The sequence below is a fragment of the Thermoclostridium caenicola genome, from assembly GCF_900142095.1.
GTDB classification, from domain to species: domain Bacteria; phylum Bacillota; class Clostridia; order DSM-8532; family DSM-8532; genus Thermoclostridium_A; species Thermoclostridium_A caenicola.
Window position 1 is genome coordinate 31026 of sequence record NZ_FQZP01000006.1, and the last position, 25495, is coordinate 56520.

21 protein-coding genes are annotated in these 25495 nt (G+C 52.0%); 11 read left to right on the plus strand and 10 right to left on the minus strand.

Translation table 11 applies throughout. From position 1 onward, the window contains the following. Positions 1-326: 326 nt before the first annotated feature. Both gltA and F3H12_RS03165 read right to left on the minus strand, forming a co-directional pair. Complete coding sequence (gene gltA / locus F3H12_RS03160) at positions 327-1727, minus strand: NADPH-dependent glutamate synthase (RefSeq protein WP_149677908.1); 1401 nt, start codon at positions 1725-1727, stop codon at positions 327-329. Continuing rightward, positions 1720-2565 carry a sulfide/dihydroorotate dehydrogenase-like FAD/NAD-binding protein gene (locus F3H12_RS03165; protein ID WP_149677909.1) on the minus strand — a complete coding sequence of 282 codons (846 nt, stop codon included), beginning with the start codon at positions 2563-2565 and terminating at the stop codon, positions 1720-1722. Before F3H12_RS03165 ends, gltA begins: the two co-directional genes overlap by 8 nt. 257 nt (positions 2566-2822) lie before the next feature. On the opposite strand from F3H12_RS03165, the gene F3H12_RS03170 reads away from it, so the two are divergent. From F3H12_RS03170 to prfA, 4 genes are all read left to right on the plus strand, one after another. Then, a complete protein-coding gene (locus F3H12_RS03170) occupies positions 2823-4373 on the plus strand; it encodes a putative polysaccharide biosynthesis protein (RefSeq protein ID WP_149677910.1) in 1551 nt (516 codons plus the stop codon). A 217-nt stretch (positions 4374-4590) separates the two neighbouring features. After that, positions 4591-5040 (plus strand): Hsp20/alpha crystallin family protein, encoded by a 450-nt coding sequence (locus F3H12_RS03175; protein WP_149677911.1) that lies wholly within the window; start codon positions 4591-4593, stop codon positions 5038-5040. A 469-nt stretch (positions 5041-5509) separates the two neighbouring features. Further along, a complete protein-coding gene (locus tag F3H12_RS03180) occupies positions 5510-6229 on the plus strand; it encodes a phosphatase (RefSeq protein WP_149677912.1) in 720 nt (239 codons plus the stop codon). A 62-nt stretch (positions 6230-6291) separates the two neighbouring features. Next, a complete protein-coding gene (prfA, locus tag F3H12_RS03185; RefSeq protein WP_149677913.1) occupies positions 6292-7368 on the plus strand; it encodes a peptide chain release factor 1 in 1077 nt (358 codons plus the stop codon). 27 nt (positions 7369-7395) lie between these two features. On the opposite strand, the gene F3H12_RS03190 is transcribed toward prfA, so the two are convergent. Further along, positions 7396-8067, minus strand: coding sequence for a DUF3298 and DUF4163 domain-containing protein (locus F3H12_RS03190; RefSeq protein WP_188118335.1), 672 nt, complete (start codon positions 8065-8067; stop codon positions 7396-7398). A 91-nt stretch (positions 8068-8158) separates the two neighbouring features. Continuing rightward, complete coding sequence (locus F3H12_RS03195; RefSeq protein WP_243133175.1) at positions 8159-8776, minus strand: CYTH domain-containing protein; 618 nt, start codon at positions 8774-8776, stop codon at positions 8159-8161. Between the two features lie 85 nt (positions 8777-8861). Here F3H12_RS03195 and F3H12_RS03200 point away from each other — a divergent pair, with 85 nt between their 5' ends. From F3H12_RS03200 to F3H12_RS03210, 3 genes are read left to right on the plus strand one after another with little or no spacing between them, the layout of a single operon-like run. Next, entirely contained in the window at positions 8862-10190 is a 1329-nt protein-coding gene (locus F3H12_RS03200; protein WP_149677915.1) for a hypothetical protein, read from the plus strand. A gap of 29 nt (positions 10191-10219) precedes the next feature. Next, positions 10220-10861: a response regulator transcription factor gene (locus F3H12_RS03205; RefSeq protein WP_188118336.1), complete on the plus strand. Its 642-nt coding sequence runs from the start codon at positions 10220-10222 to the stop codon at positions 10859-10861. Continuing rightward, positions 10861-12555 (plus strand): ATP-binding protein, encoded by a 1695-nt coding sequence (locus tag F3H12_RS03210; RefSeq protein WP_149677917.1) that lies wholly within the window; start codon positions 10861-10863, stop codon positions 12553-12555. The genes F3H12_RS03205 and F3H12_RS03210 overlap by 1 nt, the downstream gene beginning before the upstream one ends. A gap of 294 nt (positions 12556-12849) precedes the next feature. Here F3H12_RS03210 and F3H12_RS03215 read toward each other — a convergent pair whose 3' ends face one another. Further along, a complete protein-coding gene (locus F3H12_RS03215) occupies positions 12850-13413 on the minus strand; it encodes a phosphoribosyltransferase family protein (protein ID WP_149677918.1) in 564 nt (187 codons plus the stop codon). 349 nt (positions 13414-13762) lie between these two features. Between F3H12_RS03215 and F3H12_RS03220 the strand changes: the two genes are divergently transcribed. Beyond that, positions 13763-14347 carry a hypothetical protein gene (locus F3H12_RS03220; protein ID WP_188118337.1) on the plus strand — a complete coding sequence of 195 codons (585 nt, stop codon included), beginning with the start codon at positions 13763-13765 and terminating at the stop codon, positions 14345-14347. 79 nt (positions 14348-14426) lie between these two features. Here F3H12_RS03220 and F3H12_RS03225 read toward each other — a convergent pair whose 3' ends face one another. Genes F3H12_RS03225 through F3H12_RS03235 form a run of 3 tightly spaced genes read right to left on the minus strand, consistent with a single transcriptional unit; the run spans position 14427 to position 16287 of the window. Next, on the minus strand, positions 14427-15230 hold the full coding sequence (locus F3H12_RS03225; protein ID WP_149677920.1) for a hypothetical protein: 804 nt from the start codon (positions 15228-15230) through the stop codon (positions 14427-14429). After that, positions 15224-15919 (minus strand): ABC transporter ATP-binding protein, encoded by a 696-nt coding sequence (locus tag F3H12_RS03230; protein ID WP_149677921.1) that lies wholly within the window; start codon positions 15917-15919, stop codon positions 15224-15226. The genes F3H12_RS03225 and F3H12_RS03230 overlap by 7 nt, the downstream gene beginning before the upstream one ends. Next, the gene (locus tag F3H12_RS03235; RefSeq protein ID WP_149677922.1) at positions 15916-16287 is read right to left on the minus strand and encodes a GntR family transcriptional regulator; all 372 of its coding nucleotides are present in this window, start codon (positions 16285-16287) and stop codon (positions 15916-15918) included. Before F3H12_RS03235 ends, F3H12_RS03230 begins: the two co-directional genes overlap by 4 nt. Before the next feature lie 429 nt (positions 16288-16716). Here F3H12_RS03235 and F3H12_RS03240 point away from each other — a divergent pair, with 429 nt between their 5' ends. Beyond that, positions 16717-18216 carry a methyl-accepting chemotaxis protein gene (locus tag F3H12_RS03240; RefSeq protein WP_149677923.1) on the plus strand — a complete coding sequence of 500 codons (1500 nt, stop codon included), beginning with the start codon at positions 16717-16719 and terminating at the stop codon, positions 18214-18216. 121 nt (positions 18217-18337) lie between these two features. On the opposite strand, the gene F3H12_RS03245 is transcribed toward F3H12_RS03240, so the two are convergent. Continuing rightward, the gene (locus F3H12_RS03245; protein WP_149677924.1) at positions 18338-20869 is read right to left on the minus strand and encodes an AMP-binding protein; all 2532 of its coding nucleotides are present in this window, start codon (positions 20867-20869) and stop codon (positions 18338-18340) included. Between the two features lie 462 nt (positions 20870-21331). Between F3H12_RS03245 and F3H12_RS03250 the strand changes: the two genes are divergently transcribed. Beyond that, positions 21332-21559 carry a hypothetical protein gene (locus F3H12_RS03250; RefSeq protein ID WP_149677925.1) on the plus strand — a complete coding sequence of 76 codons (228 nt, stop codon included), beginning with the start codon at positions 21332-21334 and terminating at the stop codon, positions 21557-21559. Positions 21560-21620: 61 nt separating this feature from the next. Here F3H12_RS03250 and F3H12_RS03255 read toward each other — a convergent pair whose 3' ends face one another. Further along, positions 21621-23399 carry a cache domain-containing sensor histidine kinase gene (locus F3H12_RS03255; RefSeq protein WP_149677926.1) on the minus strand — a complete coding sequence of 593 codons (1779 nt, stop codon included), beginning with the start codon at positions 23397-23399 and terminating at the stop codon, positions 21621-21623. Between the two features lie 433 nt (positions 23400-23832). Between F3H12_RS03255 and F3H12_RS03260 the strand changes: the two genes are divergently transcribed. Continuing rightward, positions 23833-25398, plus strand: coding sequence for a response regulator transcription factor (locus tag F3H12_RS03260; protein WP_149677927.1), 1566 nt, complete (start codon positions 23833-23835; stop codon positions 25396-25398). The last annotated feature ends 97 nt before the right edge of the window (positions 25399-25495 follow it).

Genomic DNA, 25495 nt, shown 5'->3' on the forward strand with positions numbered 1-25495 from the left:
ACTTGCACACCGACCTTTATCCTCCGGCTGGATGCGATACCGACGGAACCCCTGCAGGGCCAGTGCTTCCAATATTTTTCTATTTTGTCCCATACAGTAAATTGTAAAATTAACTATTTATTAGAACAAGGTAATTATAACAAAGTCACCCTGAGTGTGCAAGATCATAAATCAAAAATTGCAAATTGATATCCATGTGTTTTATGCATGGCATGGCGTTTACGCATATACGTTATTTTGCGCAGCTGCCGCCTTATAAATTTTTCCGGCTGGCGGATCGGAAAGCAAAAAAGAAAGATGCCTTCCGGCATCCTTCGTGTCTTTCTTCATGATTGGGCTTTTGCCCGGATATATTCATCGATGGCCTTCGCCGCCTTTTTCCCTGCACCCATGGCCAGGATGACGGTTGCGGAGCCGGTTACCGCATCTCCGCCTGCAAAAACACCCTCCCTGGATGTCTGGCAGGTATTCTCGTCGACGACAATGCAACCCTTCTTATTGGTTTCAAGTCCCGTCGTGGTGCTCCGGATGAGGGGATTGGGCGATGTGCCGATGGCGATGATCACCGTGTCCACCTCAAGAACATGCTCGGAACCCTCTTTGGGAACGGGACGCCTTCTGCCTGAAGCGTCGGGCTCGCCCAAGGCCATCTCCACGCACTCCATGCCGCGGACCCAGCCCTTTTCGTCACCGAGGATCCGGGTAGGATTGGTGAGGAGCTTGAAGATGATCCCTTCTTCCTTCGCGTGATGGACCTCTTCGAGACGGGCCGGCATTTCGGCTTCGGAACGCCTGTATACGATATAAACGTTATCGGCACCCAGGCGCTTTGCGCTTCTTGCGGCATCCATGGCCACGTTTCCGCCGCCCACCACCGCTACATTACGGCCCCGGAAGACAGGCGTGTCGGCTTCCGGGAATTTATAGGCTTTCATCAGGTTGATTCGGGTAAGGAATTCATTGGCCGAATAGACCCCGTTCAGGTTTTCGCCGGGTATCCCCATGAACATGGGCAGACCGGCGCCCGAACCGATGAATACGGCTTCATAGCCTTCTTCAAACAGCTCGTCCACGTTCAGCGTTTTTCCGATCACCATGTTGGTACGGATCTCCACGCCAAGGGCCTTCAGGGCATCAATTTCCCGCTGGACCAGGTCCTTGGGAAGCCTGAATTCCGGGATGCCGTACACCAGTACGCCTCCGGCCTTGTGGAAGGCCTCAAACACGGTGACATCATAGCCCATCTTGGCCAGATCGCCGGCGCAGGTGAGTCCGGCCGGTCCGGAACCTATCACGGCCACCTTTTTGCCATTGCGCGGGGATTTGACCACCGGCTTTGTGATATGCTTCATGTACCAGTCGGCGGCAAAGCGTTCCAGCCTACCGATGGCCACGGGTTCTCCCTTGATGCCGCGCACGCATTGCTGCTCGCACTGGGTCTCCTGGGGACATACCCTTCCGCATATGGCGGGAAGGCTGTTGGTTTCATAGATTTTTTCATAGGCCTTTTCAAATTCCCCGGCAGCGATCAGGGTGATGAATTCCGGAATCCTGACGTTGACCGGGCAGCCCGACATGCAGGGCCTGTGCTTGCAGTTGAGGCAGCGCTGTGCCTCTTCGATGGCCATTTCTTCGGTATAGCCCAGGGCAACCTCGGAGAAGTTCCTGTTCCTGACCTGGGGATCCTGTTCCGGCATGGGAACCTTTTTCAGAGACATATTAGGCATTCAGAACACCTCCCAACCGGCAGGCGTGGCGTTCCAGGGAGATCCTTTCATCTTCCCTGTAAATGGAAAGCCGCCGAATCAATTCGTCGAAATCCACCAGGTGACCGTCAAAATCAGGTCCGTCCACGCAGGCAAATTTGGTCTCGCCGCCAACTGTGACCCGGCATCCGCCGCACATGCCCGTGCCGTCGATCATGACGGGGTTGAGGCTGACAATGGTCTTGATGCCGTACGGCCGCGTGACGTCGCATACCACCTTCATCATGATGGGCGGACCGATGGCAATGACCACATCGTACTGTGCCCCTTCTTCGATGCGCTGTTTCAGGATGTCGGAGACGAAGCCGCGGGTTCCGTTTGAACCGTCATCGGTGGTGACAAACAGACGGTTGGACACTTTCGCCATTTCCTGCTCGAGAATGATCAGGTCCTTGTTCCTGAACCCGATGATGACGTCCACTTCAACGCCCAAGCCGAACAGTTTCTTGGCCTGCGGGTAGGCGATGGCGGTGCCCAGGCCGCCGCCTATCACAGCGGCTTTCTTAACCCCCTCAAAATGGGAGGCCACACCCAGAGGGCCGCAAAAATCGGCGATGGCATCACCGGCTTCAAGGCTGCCCAGAAGCCTGGTGGTGGCGCCAACCTCCTGAAAGATGATGGTCACGGATCCCTTTTCCCTGTCGTAATCCGCGATGGTCAGAGGGATTCTCTCACCCTCATCATGAACCCGCAGGATGATGAACTGGCCTGGCTCAGCCTTACGGGCAACATAAGGCGCCTCAATCTCAAGCAGTTTCACCTGGGGGTTCAGTATCTCTTTCCTCAGGATTCTGTACATACCGAACGTCTCCTTTGCCTTGAGCTATGAGCTGTTAGGATTAATTATACACGGTGATCTGCCCTGTGTGAAGTTATATATCTTATATATCCTATCAGGGTGATATGAAAAATGCCTTACGTGCTGTGATGCGGATGTGCTTCCTGCTTTTCAGGCGGATGAAAACCGGACAGGACAGGGTTTTTGCCAATGTCCACATATAACCTGCGGGTGGTTCATAAGCTTTATGGGCGGATATTCACTGAAGGAGTCTGTGCATGGCCCGTCGCTCACTGAAGTACAACGCGGCTGTTCTTTCCATAACCGGCTTTCTCGTTAAGGCCATTGGTTTCTTTTACCGCATTTTCATCGCCAACTGCATCGGTGCTGAAGGCCTGGGGCTGTACCAGCTGATTGTACCCATCTACTCGCTCCTGGTCCTGGTCCTGTCGGCCGGCATATCGGTGGCGGTATCTCGTTTTGTGGCGGAAGAGACATCCTCCGGCAGGATACGCGCGGGCATGAAAATCGCATCATTGGCTGCCGGTGTGGTTCTTGTTACAGGCGTTGTTGTTTCGCTGATTCTGATTCTGAACGTGGACACCATGCTGCTGGCATTTGCCAAGGATCTCCGGGCACGCAGGTCCCTGCTCTGGATGCTCGCCCTGGTTCCCCCAATTGCCGCAGCATCGGCCTATAAAGGCTATTTTTACGGGAAGGAGCAGGTTATTCCCAATGCCATCGGGCAAGTGGCCGAACAGTTGTCCAAGCTGGCTTTTGTGGTGGTCATGCATCCTCATTTCGTCAACAAAGGCATTGAAAGCATGTGCCTGCTCGCCACGCTGGGTCTCATGGTTGGCGAATGCGTCAATGTCTTCTGCGTGTTCTGCGCTTTCCAGTATGAGAAGTTCAAAAACCGCGCCAGACCGGAGAGGGAAATCCGTACCCGTACCCTGGCCAAGAAGCTTGTCAGGACTGCCCTTCCCATTTCTGCCAACCGGCTGGTGCTTTCAGTTTTGGGGACAGTGGAAAGCCTCATCATTCCGCAAAGGCTGACCCTTTCAGGGCTGACCTTCCAGGAAAGCCTCGAGGTTCTGGGACGGCTCAACGGCATGGCAGCTCCCCTGGTGTTCTTCCCGTCCATGCTGCCCATGGCGCTGGCGACTGCACTGGTTCCGGCTATCGCCGGGGCTGTCTCCTCGGGCAGGTATGCGGTGGCCAACAGGCAGATTTCCCAGTCCATCCGTCTGACCCTGACCATGGGGCTTGTATTCACCGCATTTTTTGCCATATGCAGCCATGAGATAGCCGAATTCATCTATCCTGGAAAGGATGTGGGTCATATCCTGCACCTGCTGTCGTACACAGGGGTATTCCTGTATCTCCAGCAGACCATGCTGGGCATCCTCAACGGTTTGGCGAGGGAATCGGCCATCCTGTGCAACACCCTCACCGGGAGCATCGTCAGGATTCTTCTGGTCTGGTTCTGCCTGCCGATCTGGGGAACGGATGCCTATATTGTAGGGGTTATCGCAGGAAGCCTGATCACCATCATCCTGAACTTCCTGGAGATATCCAGGATAACGGGCATGTCCATCGATATCGGCGAGTGGTTCATAAAGCCGCTTGCGGCCACTCTGGCAGGTGCACTTCTGTCCCTGCTCATCAAGCGGATTCCCGGCCTTTGGGGAGGGGCGGGTAGGCTGCAGTTGTTGATCCCCATGGTCATTTCATTTGCTGTTATTGTGGTGGTTTTCATGGTGACAGGAGTTATCAGGAGCGAGGACATCAGGCGATGGACCCGCCGGAATCATGCCGCGCTGTATTAGGATGTGAAATAGAAAGAAATTTAAAGAAATAGAGAGAAAACAAGAGAATGGATGAGATGATGTACAAAATTCTGCCTGTGAAAGTCGGTGTGGGATTTGATCTCGAAAGGTAAGAGAAGGTAAAATGAGCTTGAAGGTCAAAGAAAGTCAAAATCAAAATAACCGAATAAGATAATGATGTGCAACCAAAACTAAAAAAGAAAACGGAGGTGTTACGATGTTCAGTTTAATCCCTTTTTCCAGGAGAAACAGCGGTATTTCCAGAAGAGACGACTTCTTCGGTTTGGAACAGTTCTTCCATGACTTTTTCCGGGATCCCTTCTTCTCCAGGCTCTCATCCTTTGCATCCCCCATCAGGGCCGACGTGCGGGAGACCGAGCATGAATACATTGTAGAAGCTGAAATTCCGGGCGTTCGCAAAGAAGATATCTCCATAGAGATCTCCGATGATGTCCTGACCCTGGGGGTGGACACCAGGAGGGAAGTGAACGAGGAATCCGAGGGCTACATCTACAGGGAACGCTCCACCGGCTCCTTCAAGCGCAGCTTCCATGTCCAGGGTATCAGGAATGACGACGTGAAAGCTTCCTACAAGGATGGCATCCTGACCATTGTTCTTCCCAAAGACGAAAAGACAAAAGGGGCCAGGAGGATCCAGATCGACTAATCATAAAACCTTTCCATTCTCACGATAGCATCCGGCAGACACGCTCCGGCAGTCTGCCGGATGCACTTATTTAGTTGGATGTAACAGGTTGGAAGTTGAATTGTTGGAGACCCCGAGTGGTCTTTTTTTCATATCATTGCGAGGAGCAGACCGACGAAGCAATCTCAGTCACTTCCGTAACCAACCGCGGGTATGAAGAGATTGCCGCGCCTCACTTTGCGAGGCTTTCAATGACAACCGTACAGGAAAGGGAGCCCGTAAGGGTTAAGGCCGCATTGCGATAAGGTGCCAAAACAGCCTGTGAGAATGGGATAAGGGCGCCTGCTCGCAATGACAAGGCGGGCATGGCTTTATGATGCCATATTTGGACAAATGGCCGTTTGCATGGGTTACAGGAGTTATGTATAATTGATCAGGTAAAAGATGAGGCTATGGAACGAAAAGGATCCAGCCATCAGGAGGCATCATCATGAAACTCGTCGCCGATTGTCACTTTCATACCATTTCAAGCGGCCATGCATACAGTACACTCGACGAATACGCAAGGGAAGCGTCCATGAAGGGACTGGAGCTTATTGCCATGACCGACCACGGACCTGCCATGCCCGGCAGTGCCCATATCTACTATTTCCATAATCTCAAGGTCATACCCGACTATCTCTACGAGGTTGAGATCCTCAAGGGTATGGAAGCCAACATCATCGACCGTGACGGCTCCCTTGACATTACGGGCATGGATCCGAAAGAACTGGACGTTTTGATCGCCAGCTACCACACGCCCTGCCTGAAGCCCGGTACCACCGAAGAGAACACCAAAACCTATATCGGGGCCATGAAGAATAAATATGTGAACATCATTGGCCATCCCGACGATGGCAGGATTCCCGTGGATTATGAAGAACTGGTGCGGGCGGCTGCAGAGTACGATGTCCTGATTGAAATGAACAACTCCTCCTTAAGGCCCATCGCTTTCAGGCAGAACGCCAGGGAAAACTATATGCGCCTTCTGGAGTGCTGCGAGAAGCACAAGGTTTCCATCATCGTGAACACCGATGCCCACATCCATACCGATATCGGCGAGTTTTCCGAGACGCTTGCCCTGCTCCGGCATGTGGGTTTTCCAAGGGAACTGATCGCCAATGCCAGCGTTGAGCGCCTTAAAAAGAAGCTGGTATCGAGAAGGGGATGACCTGAACCCCGGGATGCGGCAAATCCTGATCTATGCCCGGAGCGGACGCATGAGGTGAAAACATGTTTGAAAAGCTTGAAGCCATAGAAAACCGGTTTGAAGAGTTGAATATGCGCCTGACCGAACCCGATGTGCTCAACGATCCGACCCAGTACGCAAAACTCATGAAGGAGCATGCGGAACTCTCGGAGATCGTTGACAAATACAGGGAGTGGAAGGGGTTCCGGAAGGCTTATGAGGATGCCCGGCTCATGCTGGATGAAAAGCCCGATCCCGAGCTCGAGGAAATGATTGAGCAGGAAATGAAAGAGGCCTCCGCGGGTATGGAAAGGACCGAGAGGGAATTGAAAATCCTGCTCATGCCCAGGGATCCCAACGATGACAGGGATGTCATCATCGAGATCCGGGCAGGGGCAGGCGGCGATGAAGCAGCGCTTTTTGCGGCGGACCTCATGAGGATGTATACCCATTACGCCGAGTCCAAGGGCTGGACGGTCAACCTGATCGATGCCAATCCCACCGAAATCGGCGGTTTTAAGGAAGTGGTCTTTGAGGTGGAAGGAAAGGGTGCCTACAGCCGCTTCAAGTTTGAAAGCGGGGTGCACCGGGTGCAAAGGGTGCCTGCCACCGAATCCAGCGGTAGGATACATACTTCCACCGTAACGGTTGCCGTGCTTCCCGAACCGGATGAATTGGATGAGATCGAGATCAACCCGGCCGACATCGAGGTGGATACCTTCCGGGCGTCGGGCGCCGGCGGACAACACGTCAACAAGACCTCGTCGGCCATCCGCATCACCCATATCCCTACCGGGATTGTGGTCACCTGCCAGGACCAGCGCTCCCAGCACAAGAACCGGGAGAAGGCCCTGCGGGTGCTCAAGGCCAAGCTCAACGATATAGAAAGGCAGAAGCAGTTCAACGAAGTGGCTGAAAACAGGCGTGCCCAGGTGGGTACGGGCGATCGCAGCGAGCGGATCAGAACGTACAATTTCCCGCAGAGGCGCGTGACCGATCACCGCATCGGCTATACCCTGTATCGGATCGACGAGTTCCTGAACGGGGATATCGAAGAGCTGATAGAGGCGCTGATCACATCCGATCAGGCGGAGAAGCTCAGCAGGAACGAAGAAGAATGAGCAAGGGGGCACAAGGCCCCCTTTTTGCTACGGTTTGATTCTCAGATTGTCCCCAAACAGGATCCAGGGTACGGTGAAGGTCTGGATACCGGAAACATAGGGGGCGATGGTGTACAGCGGATAGAAAATGACAACGCCGTTTTCTGCAAGGTAAAAGTTTTTCTCGTCGAAGAATTTGACGATGTTCTTTTCCAGGTCATCCAGGTATGGTACCTGTCCGGTTTCCTGCCTGCGCAGGGCCTCGTTCTCTACGGTCCTGATGATCACGGTTCTGTAATCGTAACCCGCCTTGAACAGATCGCTGAGCTTCAACAGCGTCCCGCGGCTCAAGTCCCAGGTGTCACCGAAACGGACGGTATTGCCGTGGGCGCCTCCCGTGAACTCATACTGGTCATAGAAAAGGCTGGCGATAGGTTTCTTGCAATAGGTCGGCTCAAAGGTCTGGATCAGTTCATAGGTATGGAACGGGAACTCCTGTGACATGGCGTACTGGTATTGCCTGACCGCCTGGGGATACAGGCGTGTCCTCGCATAGTTGAAGCTGGCCCTGGCTTTCTGCCTGAAATACAGATTGAACCGGGATGCGGCGTGGTCATACCCGTCCATGTGCGGCACCGACAGCCTGATGTTGACCATCGGGGTTCTTCTGTAATAGAACGTGTCCTTCAGCTCCTGAGACCTAATCCATTCGCAGTTCACCTTATACCACCTCAACAGTATTCTATTGAGGCGGTGCGGATCCTGTGCCTGTACCCATGGGAGAATGCGGTGAAAATGTGAGGTGTCTGCGCTAATCCTTATGCTCCCAGGTATTGTAGGGGTGTTTGGCCAGGTAGGCATTATAGTATCTGGGATCCGCCGTAACCTCCCGACCGACCCAGGGAGGCAGGGAAAAGCGCTGATCTTCCTGCTCAAGCTCTATTTCGGCGATGCAGAGCCCCTGGTTCACGCCGGTAAATTCATCCACTTCCCATGTCATGCCGTCATGGACCAGCGTGTATCGGACCTTTTCGATCAGGGGCTTTATACACATCCTTTCCAAAAGGTCTTCCGCATCGGGCAGGGGGATCTCATACTCGTATTCCGTCCGGGACGCCCCACGGGAAGGTCCCTTTATGGTCAGGTAACCCTTGCTTCCATCGGTTCTGACCCGGATAACCCTGTGGGTATCGGCAACGATATACCCCTGCCGGTATGTTTTGCAGGAAGCTCCGTTACGGTATCCGCTGCCCGTTACAAGGAACTTTCTTTCAATCTCCTGACGCATAATCATCTCCAGGTATCGTCCGCCCGCAAAGGGCATCCCGGGATGCGCCTTTACGGGACCGTATCGGGATATGCTTTCAATATATCCGTTCCTGAAGGGAATTTCAACGTTTGATCTGTCTCTTCCTCTTTTGTCATGCATGGATTTCTTTTGTAGGCTTTGGTGACTTGGTGTATAATGTAAATAAAAAGGCGAATTTTGCCGATTTGTTGGTGAAGTTTGGGATATGGATTTTCTCATCCATGACAGGTTCATATTGGGCGTGCTGATAACCTGCTGCACAGCCCTGTGCGGTTGTGCTGCTTCCCTGGTATTGACCGGCAGCTCATCCGCCGGTGCCAAGCGCGCCTTCCTGTATGTGATGTTTTATGTGCTTGCCCATGAGACCAGTTCGCTGATCGTTTTGCATGCGACATCGCCGGATATGTTCAGACTTCTGGTTGCCGTCAGGGCCGCCAGCGCCTATCTTCTGGCAACATCCCTGCTGCTTTTCACCGGATATTATACGGACAGACGCTGGCTGAAAGGGCTGGCCCTGGGCGTGCACCTGGTTTCCGTGGGACAGGTGGTACTCCCGTTTCTGAACAGGCAATGGGCGGAGCGGCTCGTGATGCTGTCCGGGCCTTTTGAAGCGCAATACTGGGGTTTGGCCCTTTGGTATGCCCTTGTGCCGGGGACATTCTGCATCATCCTCTCGGTTATCTTCATTCTCCATGCGCATCACCATGGGCGCAAACTGACCGTGGTTTCCTTGATCTTTGCGTTTTTGCTGCTGTGCATGGGAGCGCTTTCGATCCTGCAGCTATCCACAAGGGACATGGTCCGGGACAACATGCACCTGATCATTTTTCTGGGCCTTCTGGCCGCAAAACTGAAGGCCATGCCCTTTCTCAGCAGGGATGCCAAATACATTTCCCGCGCCGATATCCATGACGGGTTTTCCGAGGCCGTGATCATCTTTGACCGGAGAGGCCGGGTTGTTCATATCCATGACGGACTTAAAACCATCAAACTGTCCGACAGGCTCAGGGATATCCAGGAAAAGCTGGCGGAGGAAGGGGTGCTGAATGAATCGGGAGCCCTTTCCCAGGGGCGTATTTTGATAGAAGAACAACATCCCGTCCACCTGCAGTATAAGATTTCACCCCTTCAGGCGGAAGGAAAAGTGTTGGGAAGGATCATCAACCTGCGCGATGTTACGGAGCTGGTCAATCTCCAGATGGAATTGTCGCAAAAGAACAGGCAGTTGGAGTTGGCTTTTTCCAGGAAACAGCGGGCGGCACGGGCTGTGAGGCAACTGGCCGTGGAGAGGGAGCGGGCCAGGATACTGGACCAGGTCAATGCCACCGCCAATGCCTATATCAGCAGGGTTCGCCGTGATGTGGCGCAACTTGAGGCTGAAATGGCGACCGGAACGGACTTTCCCACGAAGATCAGGATGATGAACGAACAGTTGCTGGAAGTCACCCGGAGCGTCATTGAGGAAATACGGGCCACCGTAAGGAAACTGAACCATGTGCCTGAGGGATGCGAAACCCTTGAAGATATGGAATAATGCTTGCAGAGACAGGAGGCTGGGGCCTTATGATACGCGTCTTGATTGCAGATGACCATGCGCTGCTGACCGACAGCCTGAAAATGGTACTGGAAAGCTTTGACGGCTTTCAGGTTGTGGGGATTGCCCATGATGGCTGGCAGGCCTGCGAAATGTGCAAAGAAATCAGGCCGGATGTTGTTTTGATGGATATCAGGATGCCGATACTGGATGGCATCAACGCCATCGCCAAAATTAAGGATGTTGATCCCGGCATCAAGGTTATCATTCTTACCTCGCTGGAGGAAAAAAACCATATCTTCAAAGCCTTTATGAACGGTGCGGATGCGTACCTGATGAAGGATACGCCTCCGGATCGCCTGAAGGTTCTGATACAGTGCGTCCTGTGGGGGTACCAGGTTTTGGGTGGCGAACTGAAGGAACTCCTCGATTCGGCCTGCAGGGACAGGATACAGGACAGGAAAAGGGATCAGGTTCTGGCGGCCCTCAAGGAAGAAGACGTCGAGATCATCAAATGTATCAGCGAGGGCAAGAACAATAATGAAATCGCTGAAATCTTCGGATATGCCAACGGAACGGTAAAGAACAAGGTAACCCGGCTCCTGGAGATCACCGGAACGGGAAACCGGGCACAGCTGGTCATGTTTGCGCTGAAGCACAACATCATCTGATGCCGGCGCCGGATTTTGGACGGGTAGGGGGTGGCATTACGACCACAAACATACTGTTCAACCTCATCAGTATTGCGGTCTTATCGGCCTATCTGGCGTTTATATACCATGCGTCCATCAAGACCGGACCCATGAAATACTATATAGCCGTCCACTTCTTTGCGTTCATTTCGCTGATGGTGGATTTCCTTGCCCTGCTTGCCCAGGGAACAGGTGCCCAGCATCTCTTTACCATTCTCTCCTCCTCGGCCGGTATTCTGTGTTCGGTTGCCCTGATGTGCTTCGGCCTTGTCCTTTTGCGGAAAAAGAGCCTGAACCGGTACTTTCTTATCGCTGTCTATCTGATCCCCACCCTGTCTTTCCTGTTTGCCCTCCTTGCGGAGCAATCCCTGATTCTTGAACAGGCAGCGGGCATCCCAAAGCCCGGCACGCTGTACAAGATCCATTCCTGGGTGGAATACCTGTTCCGGGTTTCCGCCTGTGTGCTGCTGGCGGCCACAGTGACAAAAAGGATCAGGATCTCGCCTTTTGAAATCTTTTTGGTGGCGGCGTCCATGGTCTCCTTCACGCTCAAAATCATGATATCCCTCCAGCAGCCTGCTTATGTATCGCCCGTCGGTCCGATCATGGCCCTGATGGTTTTCAGCCTGCTGTTTTTTGGCTCGGCCAAGCTGGGGATGTACCATGTGATGGCGCTGGGCATAAAACGGAGCCTGGAATTGTACGGTGAAGCCGTATTTATCATGGACAGCAGGGGAAAGGTGGCCTACATGAATCCGGCATGCGAGGGCTTGGAGCATGACACCTTCCAGGCCGTTTCTGATGTCTGCCGCCTTGAGGCGCAGGAACTCAGGGATTATGCTGAGGAGGAAAGAATCCTGGAGGTTTCGCATAACCACGGTGTATACACGGTCAGAATGCGCGCAGCTCCATCCCTGCTCCGGAACAGAGCAGGAACCATATGCGTGATACATGATGATACCGCGTTGAAAACCGCCATCAACCACCTGAAGGAGAAGAATGAGGAACTGGTGATGTTGAACAACAGCATCCGGCTGCTCCAGGACCAGACCAGCCACCTGGCCGCCATCGAGGAAAGGAACAGCCTGGCCAAAGAGATACACGACGTACTTGGACACTCCCTCAACCTCGCCCTGCACACTCTGGAAAGCAATCGGCTGATCCTGGACACCCAGCCGGAGAAGGCCATGATGAGGCTCAAGCAGGTCATCGCCGATATCGACAGGGGTATCGGGGAAATCGCGGCGCATGCCGAGCCCAGGGAGAAACAGTCGCCCCTGTGGTCCCTGCTTGCCGAAATGGCGGATCGCCTGGCCGAGATCGGGGTCAGGATGGACGTAATCCGTTCCAGATACACGGGCGAAATGACCGATGATATGGTAAAAACCATCTACAGGATATGCCAGGAGGCCACAACCAATGCCATCAGGCATGGCAAAGCCGACCAGATCACCGTTTCCATCAAGGAAAAAGCAGGCCTGTTGCACATCCATATCATCGATAACGGTAAAGGGTGCGGGAAGATTATCAAGGGCAATGGTCTCAGGGGAATGGAGGAACGCGTCGGAAACCTCGGCGGTTACGTTTCCTTCAACAGTTTCGAGGATGGCAACGGATTTATGGTCCACGCCTTCATCCCGCTGGAAAACATGGCGCTCCAAGGCGGCCAATGACCGCTAAATGGAGAAAACAGTGCAAAAAGCACTCGAAAAGATGACCAAAATCACTTGATTGGACTTTTTGATTGGATATAATATGTTCTAAGGGTTTATAGAGCTCCGGGTGGTTATTCCATATAAACCCTAGATGTCTTTGCCCCCCCCAAAGACTAAAATGTTCTACAAAAGAATAATGGTTCTTGCTTAAGAACCATTATGAGTCCGGAGATAATCTTCATCTCATAAAAGGCTATGAATGCATGATTCATAGCCTTTTAGTCATTCTTTTTGGTATCCGACGGCCGTTTGCTATTTTTCGATGGGTTCGCCCTCCGCATTGAACAGTGGGAGGTATTCGAGGTAGATGATATCTTCCCTGTATTTGGCGTCGCCTTCGGCCAGGATGGCCGCCTTGCCGACCACCGTGCCGCCCGACATCTTGACCAGCTTTTCCACGGCAAAAATGGATTCCCCGGTGCTGATGACATCATCAATGATGAGAACCCGTTTGCCTTTCAGGAGCTCGGCATCGTTTTTGTCGATGTAGAGCGTCTGCTTCCTGGCGGTGGTAATGGACTGGACTTCAACGGTGATCGGATCCTTCATGTAAAGCTTCTGGGCCTTCCGCGCCACGAGATATTTTTCGGCATTCATCTGGCGGGCCATTTCGTGAATCAGCGGTATTCCCTTGGCCTCGGCTGTTATCATGATATCGTGTTCCGGAATTTTCCGGATAAGTTCCCTGGCGCAGGCGGTGGTCAGCTCCACGTCGCCGAGGATCACAAATGCTGCTATCTTGAGATCCTGGCTGATGCTGCAAAGCGGCAGATCCCTTTCCAGGCCCGCTACCTTAATCCTGTATGTTTCCTTCATTGATTAATCACCTCTTAAAACTTCCCGCATACCTATAACTTTAACACTTATGGAAGCACCGAATCAAGCACAAGTTGTACAAGCGTCACAGGACTTTTAAATCGTGTCCGATGACAAAAATGCGCCGGCAGTTTCCCGCATCCGCTTTTGCCCTGAAATCAGTCTTTCTTGCTGGGCATCGGATTATCCCCGCAAATTCATTGCCATGATGGGCGGATGTTCATATTTGTGGCAATGAATTCGTGTAACCTGCTTATCTTTTGCGTTTTGCAGGACAAAAATGTTTTTTGTATACGCGAATTATTAAATATTGACACCTATGACTTGATTGAATCGGGAGAAAATAATCATGGAGGTGATCAAAATGGCACTAAAAGGTGTGGCAGCTGTTGCCGTCATTGCCGGCCTTCTGGTAACAACCCCGGCCGTCGCCGTCGGTCATGGAACCGAAAACAGGGAGCCGGTGCGCCAGGAAAGGCTGAACCAGGAGGAAAAAAGGCCGGAACTTGACAACAGGGAAAAGGCTCCGGAAGATATTAAGGAGCATAAAAAGGAAAAGAAGGACGGTCGCAGGAAAAGAGGTTACTGCGAGTTTGTAAAGGATCCTTTGGGCACGCTGGAAAAAAGAAAAAGCGAGGTCCAGCAACTCCTGAAGGAAGGCAAAATTCCGAAGGAGAAAGCCGAGTCCATCCTGAAAAGAATTGACGAGAAAATGGCGGAAATCAAGGCATTCAACGGGCTGAGCCTTGAAGAGAAGCGCGAAAAACTCATCAGGGACTGCAGGGAATACCTGGACGGCCAGGTGAAGAAGGGCCTCCTGGAACCCGAAAAGGCGGAACGCATCTATAAGGAATACGCTGAAAAGATTAAAAAATGGGACGGAACGGGATATCCCAGGTTCTTCAGGAAATTCACCGGGGAGAAAACCGAATAATCGGGGCAAAACGGGAAAGAGACCTGATACAGGTCTCTTTATGCCGTTTCATATTTGATAGTCTTTTGCTTTCCGAACGCTATTCCAGGTTCAAACGCTTCTTCAGGATATGGTTGGTAATCAGGAAGTAGCCTGCCGACAGCAAGGTGAAGAAACCGATGGTGAACCACATGACATAATGGAACAGTGCAATGGAAGTCTGCAGGCTTTCCTGCAGCGTATCCATGTAGTGCTGCAGCACCCTGACATTCGGGATGAGGGTCAGGCAGGCAAACAGGATTTGTGCAAAAGCGGTCAGCCCGAGGAAAGCGCCCAGGGAAGCCATGGTCCTGTGCCGGTTGGACAGATGTCCCAGGGCGATGGACGCATAGATGAGCAGGATACCGAAAACGGTGGTGGCAATGCCTGCGAGGAAGATTTCCAGCACAACCAGGCTTCCTGTGGGGCCGAAGATGGTCAGAAATTCTGCTATAACTGCAAAAAGATCCAGCATCAACGCCCTGTTGGCAATTTCATCAAAGGTCAGGATAACGATGGAGAGGAATGCCGCAACAAGGCTTCCCAGGTTCCATAAAACCGATATCAGCAATTTGCTGACAATGTGCTGCCATGGTTCCACCGGCAGGGTGAACATCAGATACCCTTCATCGGACAGCAGGTTCTTGTGGAAGCGTTGGATCATGACCACAAAGGTCATGACAAACATCCCCATCAGGATCATGATGTACACGATGGCGCTGATGAATTCGGGGACTTCGGAGCCCCCGGCCGTCAGGGCCGAGATGAGTTTGGTGACAGCCGCAGCAATCAGCATAGCGGCGTATATGGGCATAAACGTTCTTCCCGTGGCTTTCAGTTCATACTTTAAAAGCTTGCCTAACATCTGAACACCTCCCTGAACAGACCGTCCACCGATTTTCCCTGTTCCCTGATCTCATCCACCGACGAAGACAGGACTACCTGGCCTTCACGGATGAAAATCACGTGATCGAGAATCTTTTCCACGTCCGAGATCAGGTGGGTGGAGATGATGATTGTCGCTTCCGGGTTATAATTGCTGATGATGGTTTCCAGGATATAATCCCGGGCCGCCGGATCCACGCCTCCTATGGGTTCGTCCAGAAGATACAGTTCCGCTTCCCGGCTCATGACCAGGATGAGCTGCACCTTTTCCTTGGTGCCCTTGGACATGGTCTTCAGCTTGTCATTCGGGTTAATGTTGAGCCTTTTGAGCATATCATAAGCCTTATCCGGCCTGAAATCACCGTAGAAGTCTCTGAACAGCCCGATGATGTCATGGACGCGCATCCAGTCGTTCAGGTAATTCCTTTCCGGGAGGTAGGACACGATCTTTTTGGTGCCGGTTCCAGGCTTCATGCCGGCTATGCGTATTTCACCCGATGTGGGTGTCAGAAGTGCGTTGGCAAGCTTAATCAGGGTGGTTTTGCCGCTGCCGTTGGGTCCCAAAAGCCCAACAATTCTGCCCCGCTCAATGGTCAGGTTGACATCCGAGAGCGCTTTTTTACCGCCATAGGATTTCGTCAGACCTTTGCATTCCAGAATGGCATTCATTTCCCTACCTCCTCGATCATATTGTTGATGATGGACAGGATTTCTTTTTTGTCAAAACCGAGCTTTTTCATTTTCTCCAGGAACTCCGATACCTGTTCCCTGGCAATTCTTATTCTGGCTTTTTGAATCATCTCCGAATCCTCCGTTATCGATCGACCGCTGGTGCGGTGCGTGATGATGAGTCCGTCTTCCTCCAATTGGGCCAGCGCCCGCTGCATGGTGTTGGGATTGACTGAGGCTTCCCTGGCCAAATCGCGTACAGAAGGAAGTTTCGCTCCTGGAGGATAGACCCCGGAAAGTATCATCCATTCGATATGTTCGACCAATTGCGTGTAGATGGGTCTGTCCGGTTTCAGGTCCCAGGGCATTCGATCACCCCTTTGTATTATTGTATTAAGCGCTTAATACAATAATACAATAATCGTGCCACCAGGTCAAGTGTTTTTCCAAAATTAAATGCCGGACTTAATGCTAAGTCCGGCACCCGGCATAAAGGAGGTGAGGCGCCTCCTTGGGACGGTCCGGATGAACCATTCCCTGATATAGTCTATTCAGAAATTGGACAAGTGTGACAGGCTGCGACAGGTTTTTGATCGATACTGGCGGGTGTCCTGTCCTGCCGTCGGGGAATAGGCGGAAAAAGAAAAAGACGGCAACAGGCGGTTTACAGTGCGCGATTCACGACAGATATTGTAAGAATATTGTAGATATTTACAAAATGTTTCGATAAAAAATATAGTGGTAAAAAATAAGTGTTGTTCAAGTATATAGATGAACTGAAACAGGGGGTACTCTAAATGAGCCAAGCAAATGCTGTCAAACAATCGAGCTATGATCTGAAGCGCGTGGATAAGGTAAATCTGATTGCAATATGGTGTGTCATTGCGCTCTATGCGCTTACCAATATCGTGACGTATGGGCTGAATGCGTTTACGGATGTCATCAAATCCATAGTCGTGGCAGGCCTTGCAACAGGACTGTATTATCTGAACCTTCCACAGTTTATTAAATCCCTGCTTTTCGGTCTGCTCCCTTTATTGGCCATGATGGCCTATTTCCTGATTACAGGGTTTGATCTGGGAAACCACTATATTGCTTTTGCTGCCGTTGCCATGATCGCGTTATACTTTAACGAAAGGCTTACCCTGGTTTTTGGCGTTATCAGCAATGTTCTGCTCATAGTGATGTTCCTGCTGGCCGGTGAGGTCTTTATGGGACCGGTGGGAAACGATATCCTGGTTGTCGAATTCATCAAGGTGCTCGTCGTGTTTAACGGCGCGCTGGCGCTCCTGTACTTTTTGACCAGGTGGGCAGGCGAGCTTGTGAAGAACGCTTCTGCCGAAACGGATAAAGTCGGCGAATTGGCGGCCAGGCTCCAGACTGTGATCGCCCAGGTTGAAACAGGTTCCCAGAACCTGAATAACCATATCGAAACCGTAAATAAGACCATTGGCGCCACGAAGGAATCAAGCAAGGGCATCTTTGTGTCCATGAACGAGATGGCAAAGGCCATCCAGGAAGAAGCGTCCAGCATTTACAAGACCAATGAGGCCATGAACAGTTCCATGGATCTGGTCAGCCAGACCCAGGCCATTTCGGGTTCCATAGCTGAAAAATCAAAGGAAATGGCACAAACCATTGAGCAGGGTAACGAAAAAATTGCCGAAATGGTGGCTCATAACGAGGTCATCAGCAAGGCTGTGGGCTCCGCCAAGGCAACGGTTAACGAGCTGAACCAAAGCATGGAGCGGGTTAACCGGGCCTTGGACGAGATCCTGGAGATTGCCGAGCAAACCAATATGCTGGCTCTCAATGCGGCCATCGAGGCGGCGCGGGCCGGCGAGCAGGGCAAAGGGTTTGCCGTTGTGGCCGATGAAATCAGGAAGCTGGCAGAGCAGAGCAAGGCGACTGCCGACAATATCAGCCGTATCATCCAGGAGCTGACCGAACGCTCCATGGATACCCTCAAAAAAGTGTATGAGGGCGATGCAGCAGTCCGTGAAGGTAATCGGATACTGGAAAACATTACGGACTTCTTCAGCCGGATGAAGGTTTCGGTGGAGGATGCCAACCGTCAGTTGTTTGAAGGTGTTGAGGGAACCAAGCATGTGACCGAGATCTTTATTGAAATCCAGAAACAGATAGAGAACGTGGCCAGCATTTCGGAAGAAAATGCGGCATCCACCGAGGAAGTGCTTGCCACTCTGGAGGATCAGAACAACAATATCATGCAGATCCATGAAGCCATGGCAAACATCGGCAGGCTCAGCAGGGAACTGCGCGGGCTTGTATCGTGATGTTTGAAAAGGAGGGGGGGGACAGCAGGAGAATACTGTGTGTCCTGAAAGCGGAATACCGTATTCCCTGTTGGAAAGAGGGGCGGCTTTAGGAGCCACCCCTCTTTTAATCTGTTCTGCCTTATGCGGTTTCGATCTGGCTTTCGGCGATGAGGCCCAGGTGTTCCACGGCCCATTCGCGCAACTTGTACTTGAGGGTCTTGCCGGCTGCGTTCATGGGGAAGGATTTCATGAATTCCACATACTTGGGCGTTTTGTGCTTGGCCATATGGGTGCGCACGTAGTCTTTCAGTTCCTCGGCGGTCATTTCCTCGCCATCCTTGAGGATGACGCAGGCCATGATCTCCTCGCCGTATTGCTTGTCGGGCACACCGATGACCTGGACATCGCTGACCTTGGGATGGGTGTAGATAAAGTCCTCAATCTCCTTGGGATAGATGTTTTCGCCGCCACGGATGATCATATCCTTGATTCGCCCGGTGATCTTGAAATAGCCGTTTTCGTCCATCCGGGCCATATCACCCGTATGCAGCCAGCCATCCGCATCGATGACAGCTGCCGTTGCCTCGGGCATTTTGTAGTAACCCTTCATGACATTGTAGCCCCTGGCCACAAACTCGCCGTCGGTGTTGGGCGGCAGATCCTTTCCGGTAACCGGATCCACGATCTTGCATTCCACACCGGGCAGGGCTCGGCCGACCGTGTTGACCCTGACTTCAATCGGATCGTCCACGCGGCTCTGGGTGCATCCGGGGGAAGCCTCGGTCTGGCCGTATACGATAGTGATCTCCTTCATGTTCATCTTGTCCACCACATCCTGCATCACCTTGATGGGACACGGGCTTCCTGCCATGATGCCGGTTCTCATGTGGGAGAAGTCGGTCTTGGCGAAGTCCTCATGCTCCAGCATGGCGATGAACATGGTGGGAACGCCATGGCATGCCGTTATCTTTTCTTTGTTGATGCATTCCAGGGCCACTTTCGGGGAGAAGTAGGGAATGGGGCACATGGTGGCGCCATGGGTCATGGCAGCCGTCATGGCCAGCACCATGCCGAAGCAGTGGAACATGGGGACCTGGATCAGCAGACGGTCCGCCGTGGAGAAATCCAGGCAGTCACCGATGGTCTTGCCGTTGTTCACCACGTTGTAGTGGGTCAGCATGACGCCCTTCGGGAAGCCTGTTGTGCCGGAGGTGTACTGCATGTTGCAGACGTCGTCCTTATGGATGGTGTAGGCCCGACGGTAAACTTCCTCAACGGGTACCTTGTCGGCCAGCGCCATGGCTTCGTCCCAGGTCAGGCAGCCCTTTTGCTTCGAATCGATGGTGATGATGTTCCTGAGGAACGGAAGGCGCTTGATGTAGAGGGGCTTTCCGGGCTCTGCGGTCTCCAGTTCGGGACAGAGTTCCCGGATGATGCCCACATAGTCAGAATCCTTGAACCCATCGATCATGACCAGCGTATGGGTATCCGACTGGCGCAGCAGATACTCGGCCTCATGGATCTTGTAGGCCGTGTTGACCGTTACGAGGACCGCCCCGATCTTCACGGTTGCCCAGAAGGTGATGAACCACTGGGGCACATTGGTGGCCCATATGGCCACATGATCCCCGGGCTTTACGCCCAGTGCGATCAGGGCGCGGGCAAAGGTGTCCACATCATCGCGGAATTCCGCATAGGTCCTGGTGTAGTCGTGGGTGATGAATTTGAAGGCATACTGGTCGGGGAATTCCTCAACCACACGATCGAGCACCTGGGGGAACGTCAGATCGATGAGGATATCCTTCTCCCAGATGTACTGTCCCGTGCCCGCTTTGTTGGTATACAGCCGGCCCCGTCTCATGTCCTTTCTCAGGTATTTAGACATGTAATTGGCGTAGTTGGGGAATACCACGCCGGCGTCCGCCAGATCCGGCGCCCAGCGCTTCACCCATTCAAGGGAAATATAACCGGCATAGTTGATGGAACGCAGGGCCATGATGAAATCATTGATGGGAAGATCGCCTTCTCCCACCATGCGGTAGGAAACCTTGCCGTCTGCCATGACAGAGTCCTTGATATGGACGTACTTGATATAGGCGCCCAGGTTCTGGACGGTTTGACCGGGTGTTTCGCCCGCAAAACGGTAGGGATGGTGAAGATCCCAAAGCGCTCCCACCGCATCGCTTCCGATAGCGTTGAGCAGATTGCAGAGCCTGCGGGTATCGCTGTAAACGCCGTTGGTCTCCACAAGCAGCGTTACTCCCTTTTCCTCCGCTATGGGAACCAGCTTCTTTAAGGCGGCGATAACGACCTCGTCGTCCACCTCTCCCTGGGGTTGGGGTTCTTTATCCGCCAGGATGCGGACATAGGGGGTTTTGAGCTTTGCCGCCAGCTCGATGTACTGGACGATCTCTTCATGGTTTTCCTCAGCCTTGTCGGCGAATTTCAGGCAGCAGCCCGACGAAAGGCAGGGGATTTCAAGGCGCAGCTTCTGCAGCTTATTGATGGTTTGGGGAAGCTCCGCTTCAGTAAAGGGCTTTGCCCGGACCGCAAAGATTTCCTTGCCCAGGCCGCGTATTTCGATGCCGTCAAAACCAAAGTCCTTGGCCATGGAATAGATATCCGGCCAGTCAAAATCTGGACATCCCAGGGTCGAAAAAGCCAGTTTCATACCACAATCCTCCTGACGTGTTTTGATCAAATAAAAAAAGCCTCCGCCTTCCTGCATTCAAGAAGACGAAAGCTTTGCTTCCGCGGTACCACTTCTTTTGGCCAAAATGGCCCACTCATGCAGCATCCGCCCGGTCAGCCGGGTTAATGCCTTCCCGTTGTAACGGCGGGAATCCGTCCATGCCTACTTGCCGGAAGCGAACCTGCTTCCGGGGGTTCAGATGGCTGCTCGAGGGGGAGCCCACTTTCTGCTCCGCGCGCTGTTTCGCACCGTCCAACAGCTCTCTGAGCCGCATAAGCAGTGTGTTTTCCCTGTCATCGCATTTATCCGGTTTGTAAGTATGCTATCAGATTCCAATGTACTTGTCAAGGTACATCATGGATGGAAAACGGCATCCTCCCGCATCTTTCTGTTCAGGTTCCCCCGGTAACCTTCTTGTCCCTCGGGTCATATGATGGTTTTATGGAGCATGCGATGCGAGAGGTGTTCATGATGCCGGATGGCGTATCCCAGGAGTTCTATCCGGGTTCTTTCAGAGGCAGGCGCTTCCCCAGGCGATACCCCGTCATCCGTCGCCCGATATACGGTCCGGTCATCGTACCCGGATTCCGGTATCCCTTCCGTTACCGGCCGAGGGGATTCCTTTACCGCTATGGGCCCTTGTTCTGGCTTCTTGAGATGCTGGATTGACAGGTTCCTTCTCCGGACAAAAGGCATCTCTCTGTGAGATGCCTTTTGTCCCTTGCTTGCTTCAAACCGGCTGGATTGCCGGAACATCTTTTTTCTTGATGACGGGCAGGACCATTTCCGCAATGGTGCCGATCCCGGGCTCGCTGATGTAGTAGAGCCCATATCCTTCCCCGTACTGGAGCCGTATGCGCTCCTTGATGTTGTGTATGCCGATAGTGTTGAAGCGTTTTCCCTTATTGGAATCGCTTTGGTTAAGCGTGTAGACCGTGGCCAGATCCATTCCCGAACCGTTGTCAATCACCTCGATATGCAGCTTGTCGTTCTCGATGAAGGACAGGATCTTGATAAACCCTTTGTCTTCCATATCCTCAAAGGCATGGAGGATGCAATTTTCCACCAGCGGCTGCAGGACAAAGCGCAGGATTTCGCAGTCGCATGTCTCCGGATCCAGTTGGGTTGAGAATTCGAAGGTATCGCCATAACGGAATTTCTGGATCCGGATATAATTCTTGAGATTTTCCACCTCGTCGCTCAGGGTGGTCAGGGTTCCCGGCTGGGCCAGGTTGTATTTCAGAAGGTTAATCAGCGAGGTGCACATATCCGCGATATTGTTCATGTTCTGGAGCACGGCAAGCCATTTGATGGAATCCAGGGTGTTATACAGGAAATGGGGATTGATTTGGGCCTGGAGCACCTGGAACTCCAGCTCCGACTTGCGCTTCTGCTCTTCAAATTCCTTTTTGTAGTAGCTCTGGATCTGGTCCATCATGATGTTGAAGGTATCCCCCAGAATACCCAGCTCGTTCTTCAGTTTGAGGGAGACCCTGAAATCCAGATCGCCCCGCTCAATGCGTTTGCATGCCTGTATCAGGGTCTTGACAGGCCTTGTGATGGACTGGGTTGAAAGCAGGATGAAGGTGAAAGAAATAATGGCCGTAGCAAACAGGATAGTGTTGAAAATGAACAGCAGGCTGCGGCTCCTTTCGGTAAGCGGCAGGGCTTCAATCATCCTGACGATCTTCCAGTCGGCCATCTCGATGGTTTCGGTGACGATGATACTGTCCCTGCCAAATACCGGCCCGCGAAGCTGCAGGTTTTTTGCGGTAAGGATTTCGGGATACTGCTCGAGTACGGGCTCAAAATTGCTGATGATGGGATGGTTGAATATGATGTTGCCCTCCGTGTCCACCACCATGATCTTCTCGTCGAGCTCCACAGTGGACAGCGAGAACATTTCACGGACAACCTGGTAATCGATGTCCAGGACGATCAGCCCGATGAGCTTCTGCGTCTCAATGTTGTAGACAGGACAGATATAGGACATGACACTGAAATAGTTGTCGGGATAATACTCCACCTCGTGAACATTGGTCCACAGCTCTTTGACCTTTTTTTCACGCATGACGGTGAAATACCGGGAAACGAAGTCGAAAACCTGTTCCTCGTCGATGGAAAGCGTGCTGGAATAGACATAACCGAGTTCGCTGACAATATGCGCGCCCTTTATAAAGGACTGGGTGCCGATGGTGCCAAGAAGGAGCGAACTGATCTCATTGCGCCGCTCAACCTTTTCCTGATCCGATCCGGACTGGGGCTTTGGAAGCATGTCCACCACCTTGGCGTTGGCGCCCAGCGCGTTGCCTGTGCTGCGAATGATGTCTGCCATAAAGTCAAACTGGGATTTGATCTTATTGGTGACCAGAACGTTGTAATCTACCTCATATTTGCGGAACTCATCCAGATAGACATACCGGTTGGCCGCCCACATGGTGGCCAGCAGGAAAAAAGTCAATCCGGCCATGCCGATAAATATACGAAAAGAAATGGATCTGAACCCCATATAAAAGCCTCCCCCCCATACGGCTTAAAGTTATTATACCTCAATGGCCGGATCACTGTCACATTCCGCCTGAAGGTTTATGCTGGAAAATAACCCTGAATCCAAAAGAAGTCATGGGTGGCTTATGCTTAGAATCATCGGATTGACAGCATGATGATTTGTAGCTTTGTACAAAAATACCATACCTGCAGGAGAAAAAATTATTTGTTTTATTCAATTCGTTGATTTATTATAAGATCGTGGCTGTTCCACAGCAGGTAGCCTGATGGATGCAGAAGGAGACCAAATCCAATTCCGGCTGGAAACCATATGATCCGCACAACCATTCCATCGGATTTGATGCCGGAATGGAAAGGATAAGATTATCTCAGGCGCTTGACCTGTGCGTTTCCTGGTTTTTTTGCTCATTTTACAAGGGGGGCTTGGACAATAAATGAAAAGGGTAATGGTCGTAGACGATGAATTCCTCGTCCGGCTTGGGTTGCGCACAACTATGGATTGGGAAGCGCATGGATACAGGATTGTCGGGGAAGCCTCAAATGGGAAGGAAGCCCTGGAGATGTTTGACGAGGCCAATCCGGACATTCTGCTGACAGATATCAAGATGCCGGTCATGGATGGTTTCAAATTGATCGAGGAAGTCAGGAAAAGGAAAAAGAATATCCAGATCGTCATATTAAGCCATTATGACGAGTTTTCCTATGTCCAGAAAGCGCTGGAATTCGGCGCGACTCAGTATATCCTCAAGTCCGAAATGAATGATCAAAAGCTGATCGATCTCCTGCAGAAGCTTTCCCTCAAGGAAAAGGACCAGGCTGTGGAAGAGATCGATATCAAGGCGGAGCGGGAGAATTACTTAAAGGATCTCCTCTTTGGCAAGCCGGCCGATGATGATTTCGCGGACCAGGCAGACATGGCGCCCCCGGCGGGTTTGTTCAGCGACAGCGCCTACATGGCCGCCAAGGGATTCTGTGAGACATCCATGCTGCATGAGGATTCCAGGAAGATGCTCTCCCAGACCGTCAAAACCATGCTGGAAAAAGCCTTTTCCGAATCATCGAACGTCATGATTTTTTATAAGGATCAACTCTATTTTACTTCTATTATATGTGTCAAGGACGTCGATTCGGTCAAGGGGTCACATGACATCGTGAAGTCCATGCAGCAGCTGATCCGGAATATCAAGCAGTATTTCGAAGTCGTGGTTCAGATTGGCCTGAGCAGCGCGGGGAAGCCAGAGCGGTTTCCAGTCATGATAGCGGAGGCGGAGCAGGCCAGAAAGACCTGCTTCTTTTCCCTGCAGCCCATTGAGGTGTTTTTCCCGGAGATGGTCCAGGGGAAGGACAGAACCATCCGGGTCAGCCGCAGCAAGCTGTCTTCGTTTATTGAAGAGAAGGACAGGGAAGGACTCAGGCAATACATCGCCGGCATTTTCAATGAACTGAAGCTGCTCAGGAGCTACGGCACATTCAAGAATGCCGTTATTGATCTGCTATCTGTGGCCAGGACCATTTGCGAGGAGCAGAACATCGACCAGACATCATCCCTGTCCCCGGCAAAATTCTCCTATGAGAATTGCCTGGTGATGCCCTTTGTTGATAATGTGGAAACCTATATCCAGGAGCTTTATGCAGCCATTTCCGATGCGGCTGTGAACCGTGAATCAGGCTATTCGGCGCTGGTCCAGAACACCATTGCCTACATCAGGAACAATTATGCCAGCAATATCAGCCTCTCCGATGCGGCAGCCTATTCCCAGGTCAGCAGCAGCTACCTGTCCCTGATCTTCAAGCAGGAAACCGGCGTCAATTTCAGCAATTTTTTGACCGATTACCGCATGGAAATCGCCAAGAAGATGCTGATCACCACCAATAAAAAGATCTATGAGATCGCCGAAGAGATCGGTTTTTCCAGCCCGTATTATTTCAGCAAGGTGTTCAAGGAATATACGGGAATGACCTGCAAGGAATACAAGGACAAATATACCGGAACTCACTGACGCGACAGGAAAGGGTTACCTAAAAAATGTGATGATTTTCTAAAAAAATTAAAAAATCTTTCTCCTGCGCAAGCAAAAGCAGCTAAAAATTGTGAAT

What these genes read in the sequence shown, in the direction of transcription:
- prfA (WP_149677913.1), top strand. Translation starts at nt 6,292, where the DNA reads ATGTTTGAAAAGCTTGAAGCCATAGAAAACCGGTTTGAAGAGTTGAAT.
- F3H12_RS03210 (WP_149677917.1), top strand. Translation starts at nt 10,861, where the DNA reads ATGCCGGCGCCGGATTTTGGACGGGTAGGGGGTGGCATTACGACCACA.
- F3H12_RS03250 (WP_149677925.1), top strand. Translation starts at nt 21,332, where the DNA reads ATGGAGCATGCGATGCGAGAGGTGTTCATGATGCCGGATGGCGTATCC.
- F3H12_RS03230 (WP_149677921.1), bottom strand. Translation starts at nt 15,919, where the DNA reads ATGAATGCCATTCTGGAATGCAAAGGTCTGACGAAATCCTATGGCGGT.
- F3H12_RS03225 (WP_149677920.1), bottom strand. Translation starts at nt 15,230, where the DNA reads ATGTTAGGCAAGCTTTTAAAGTATGAACTGAAAGCCACGGGAAGAACG.
- F3H12_RS03200 (WP_149677915.1), top strand. Translation starts at nt 8,862, where the DNA reads ATGGATTTTCTCATCCATGACAGGTTCATATTGGGCGTGCTGATAACC.
- F3H12_RS03170 (WP_149677910.1), top strand. Translation starts at nt 2,823, where the DNA reads ATGGCCCGTCGCTCACTGAAGTACAACGCGGCTGTTCTTTCCATAACC.
- F3H12_RS03205 (WP_188118336.1), top strand. Translation starts at nt 10,220, where the DNA reads ATGATACGCGTCTTGATTGCAGATGACCATGCGCTGCTGACCGACAGC.
- F3H12_RS03215 (WP_149677918.1), bottom strand. Translation starts at nt 13,413, where the DNA reads ATGAAGGAAACATACAGGATTAAGGTAGCGGGCCTGGAAAGGGATCTG.
- F3H12_RS03255 (WP_149677926.1), bottom strand. Translation starts at nt 23,399, where the DNA reads ATGGGGTTCAGATCCATTTCTTTTCGTATATTTATCGGCATGGCCGGA.
- F3H12_RS03195 (WP_243133175.1), bottom strand. Translation starts at nt 8,776, where the DNA reads ATGCATGACAAAAGAGGAAGAGACAGATCAAACGTTGAAATTCCCTTC.
- gltA (WP_149677908.1), bottom strand. Translation starts at nt 1,727, where the DNA reads ATGCCTAATATGTCTCTGAAAAAGGTTCCCATGCCGGAACAGGATCCC.
- F3H12_RS03165 (WP_149677909.1), bottom strand. Translation starts at nt 2,565, where the DNA reads ATGTACAGAATCCTGAGGAAAGAGATACTGAACCCCCAGGTGAAACTG.
- F3H12_RS03235 (WP_149677922.1), bottom strand. Translation starts at nt 16,287, where the DNA reads ATGCCCTGGGACCTGAAACCGGACAGACCCATCTACACGCAATTGGTC.
- F3H12_RS03245 (WP_149677924.1), bottom strand. Translation starts at nt 20,869, where the DNA reads ATGAAACTGGCTTTTTCGACCCTGGGATGTCCAGATTTTGACTGGCCG.
- F3H12_RS03220 (WP_188118337.1), top strand. Translation starts at nt 13,763, where the DNA reads ATGGAGGTGATCAAAATGGCACTAAAAGGTGTGGCAGCTGTTGCCGTC.
- F3H12_RS03180 (WP_149677912.1), top strand. Translation starts at nt 5,510, where the DNA reads ATGAAACTCGTCGCCGATTGTCACTTTCATACCATTTCAAGCGGCCAT.
- F3H12_RS03175 (WP_149677911.1), top strand. Translation starts at nt 4,591, where the DNA reads ATGTTCAGTTTAATCCCTTTTTCCAGGAGAAACAGCGGTATTTCCAGA.
- F3H12_RS03260 (WP_149677927.1), top strand. Translation starts at nt 23,833, where the DNA reads ATGAAAAGGGTAATGGTCGTAGACGATGAATTCCTCGTCCGGCTTGGG.
- F3H12_RS03240 (WP_149677923.1), top strand. Translation starts at nt 16,717, where the DNA reads ATGAGCCAAGCAAATGCTGTCAAACAATCGAGCTATGATCTGAAGCGC.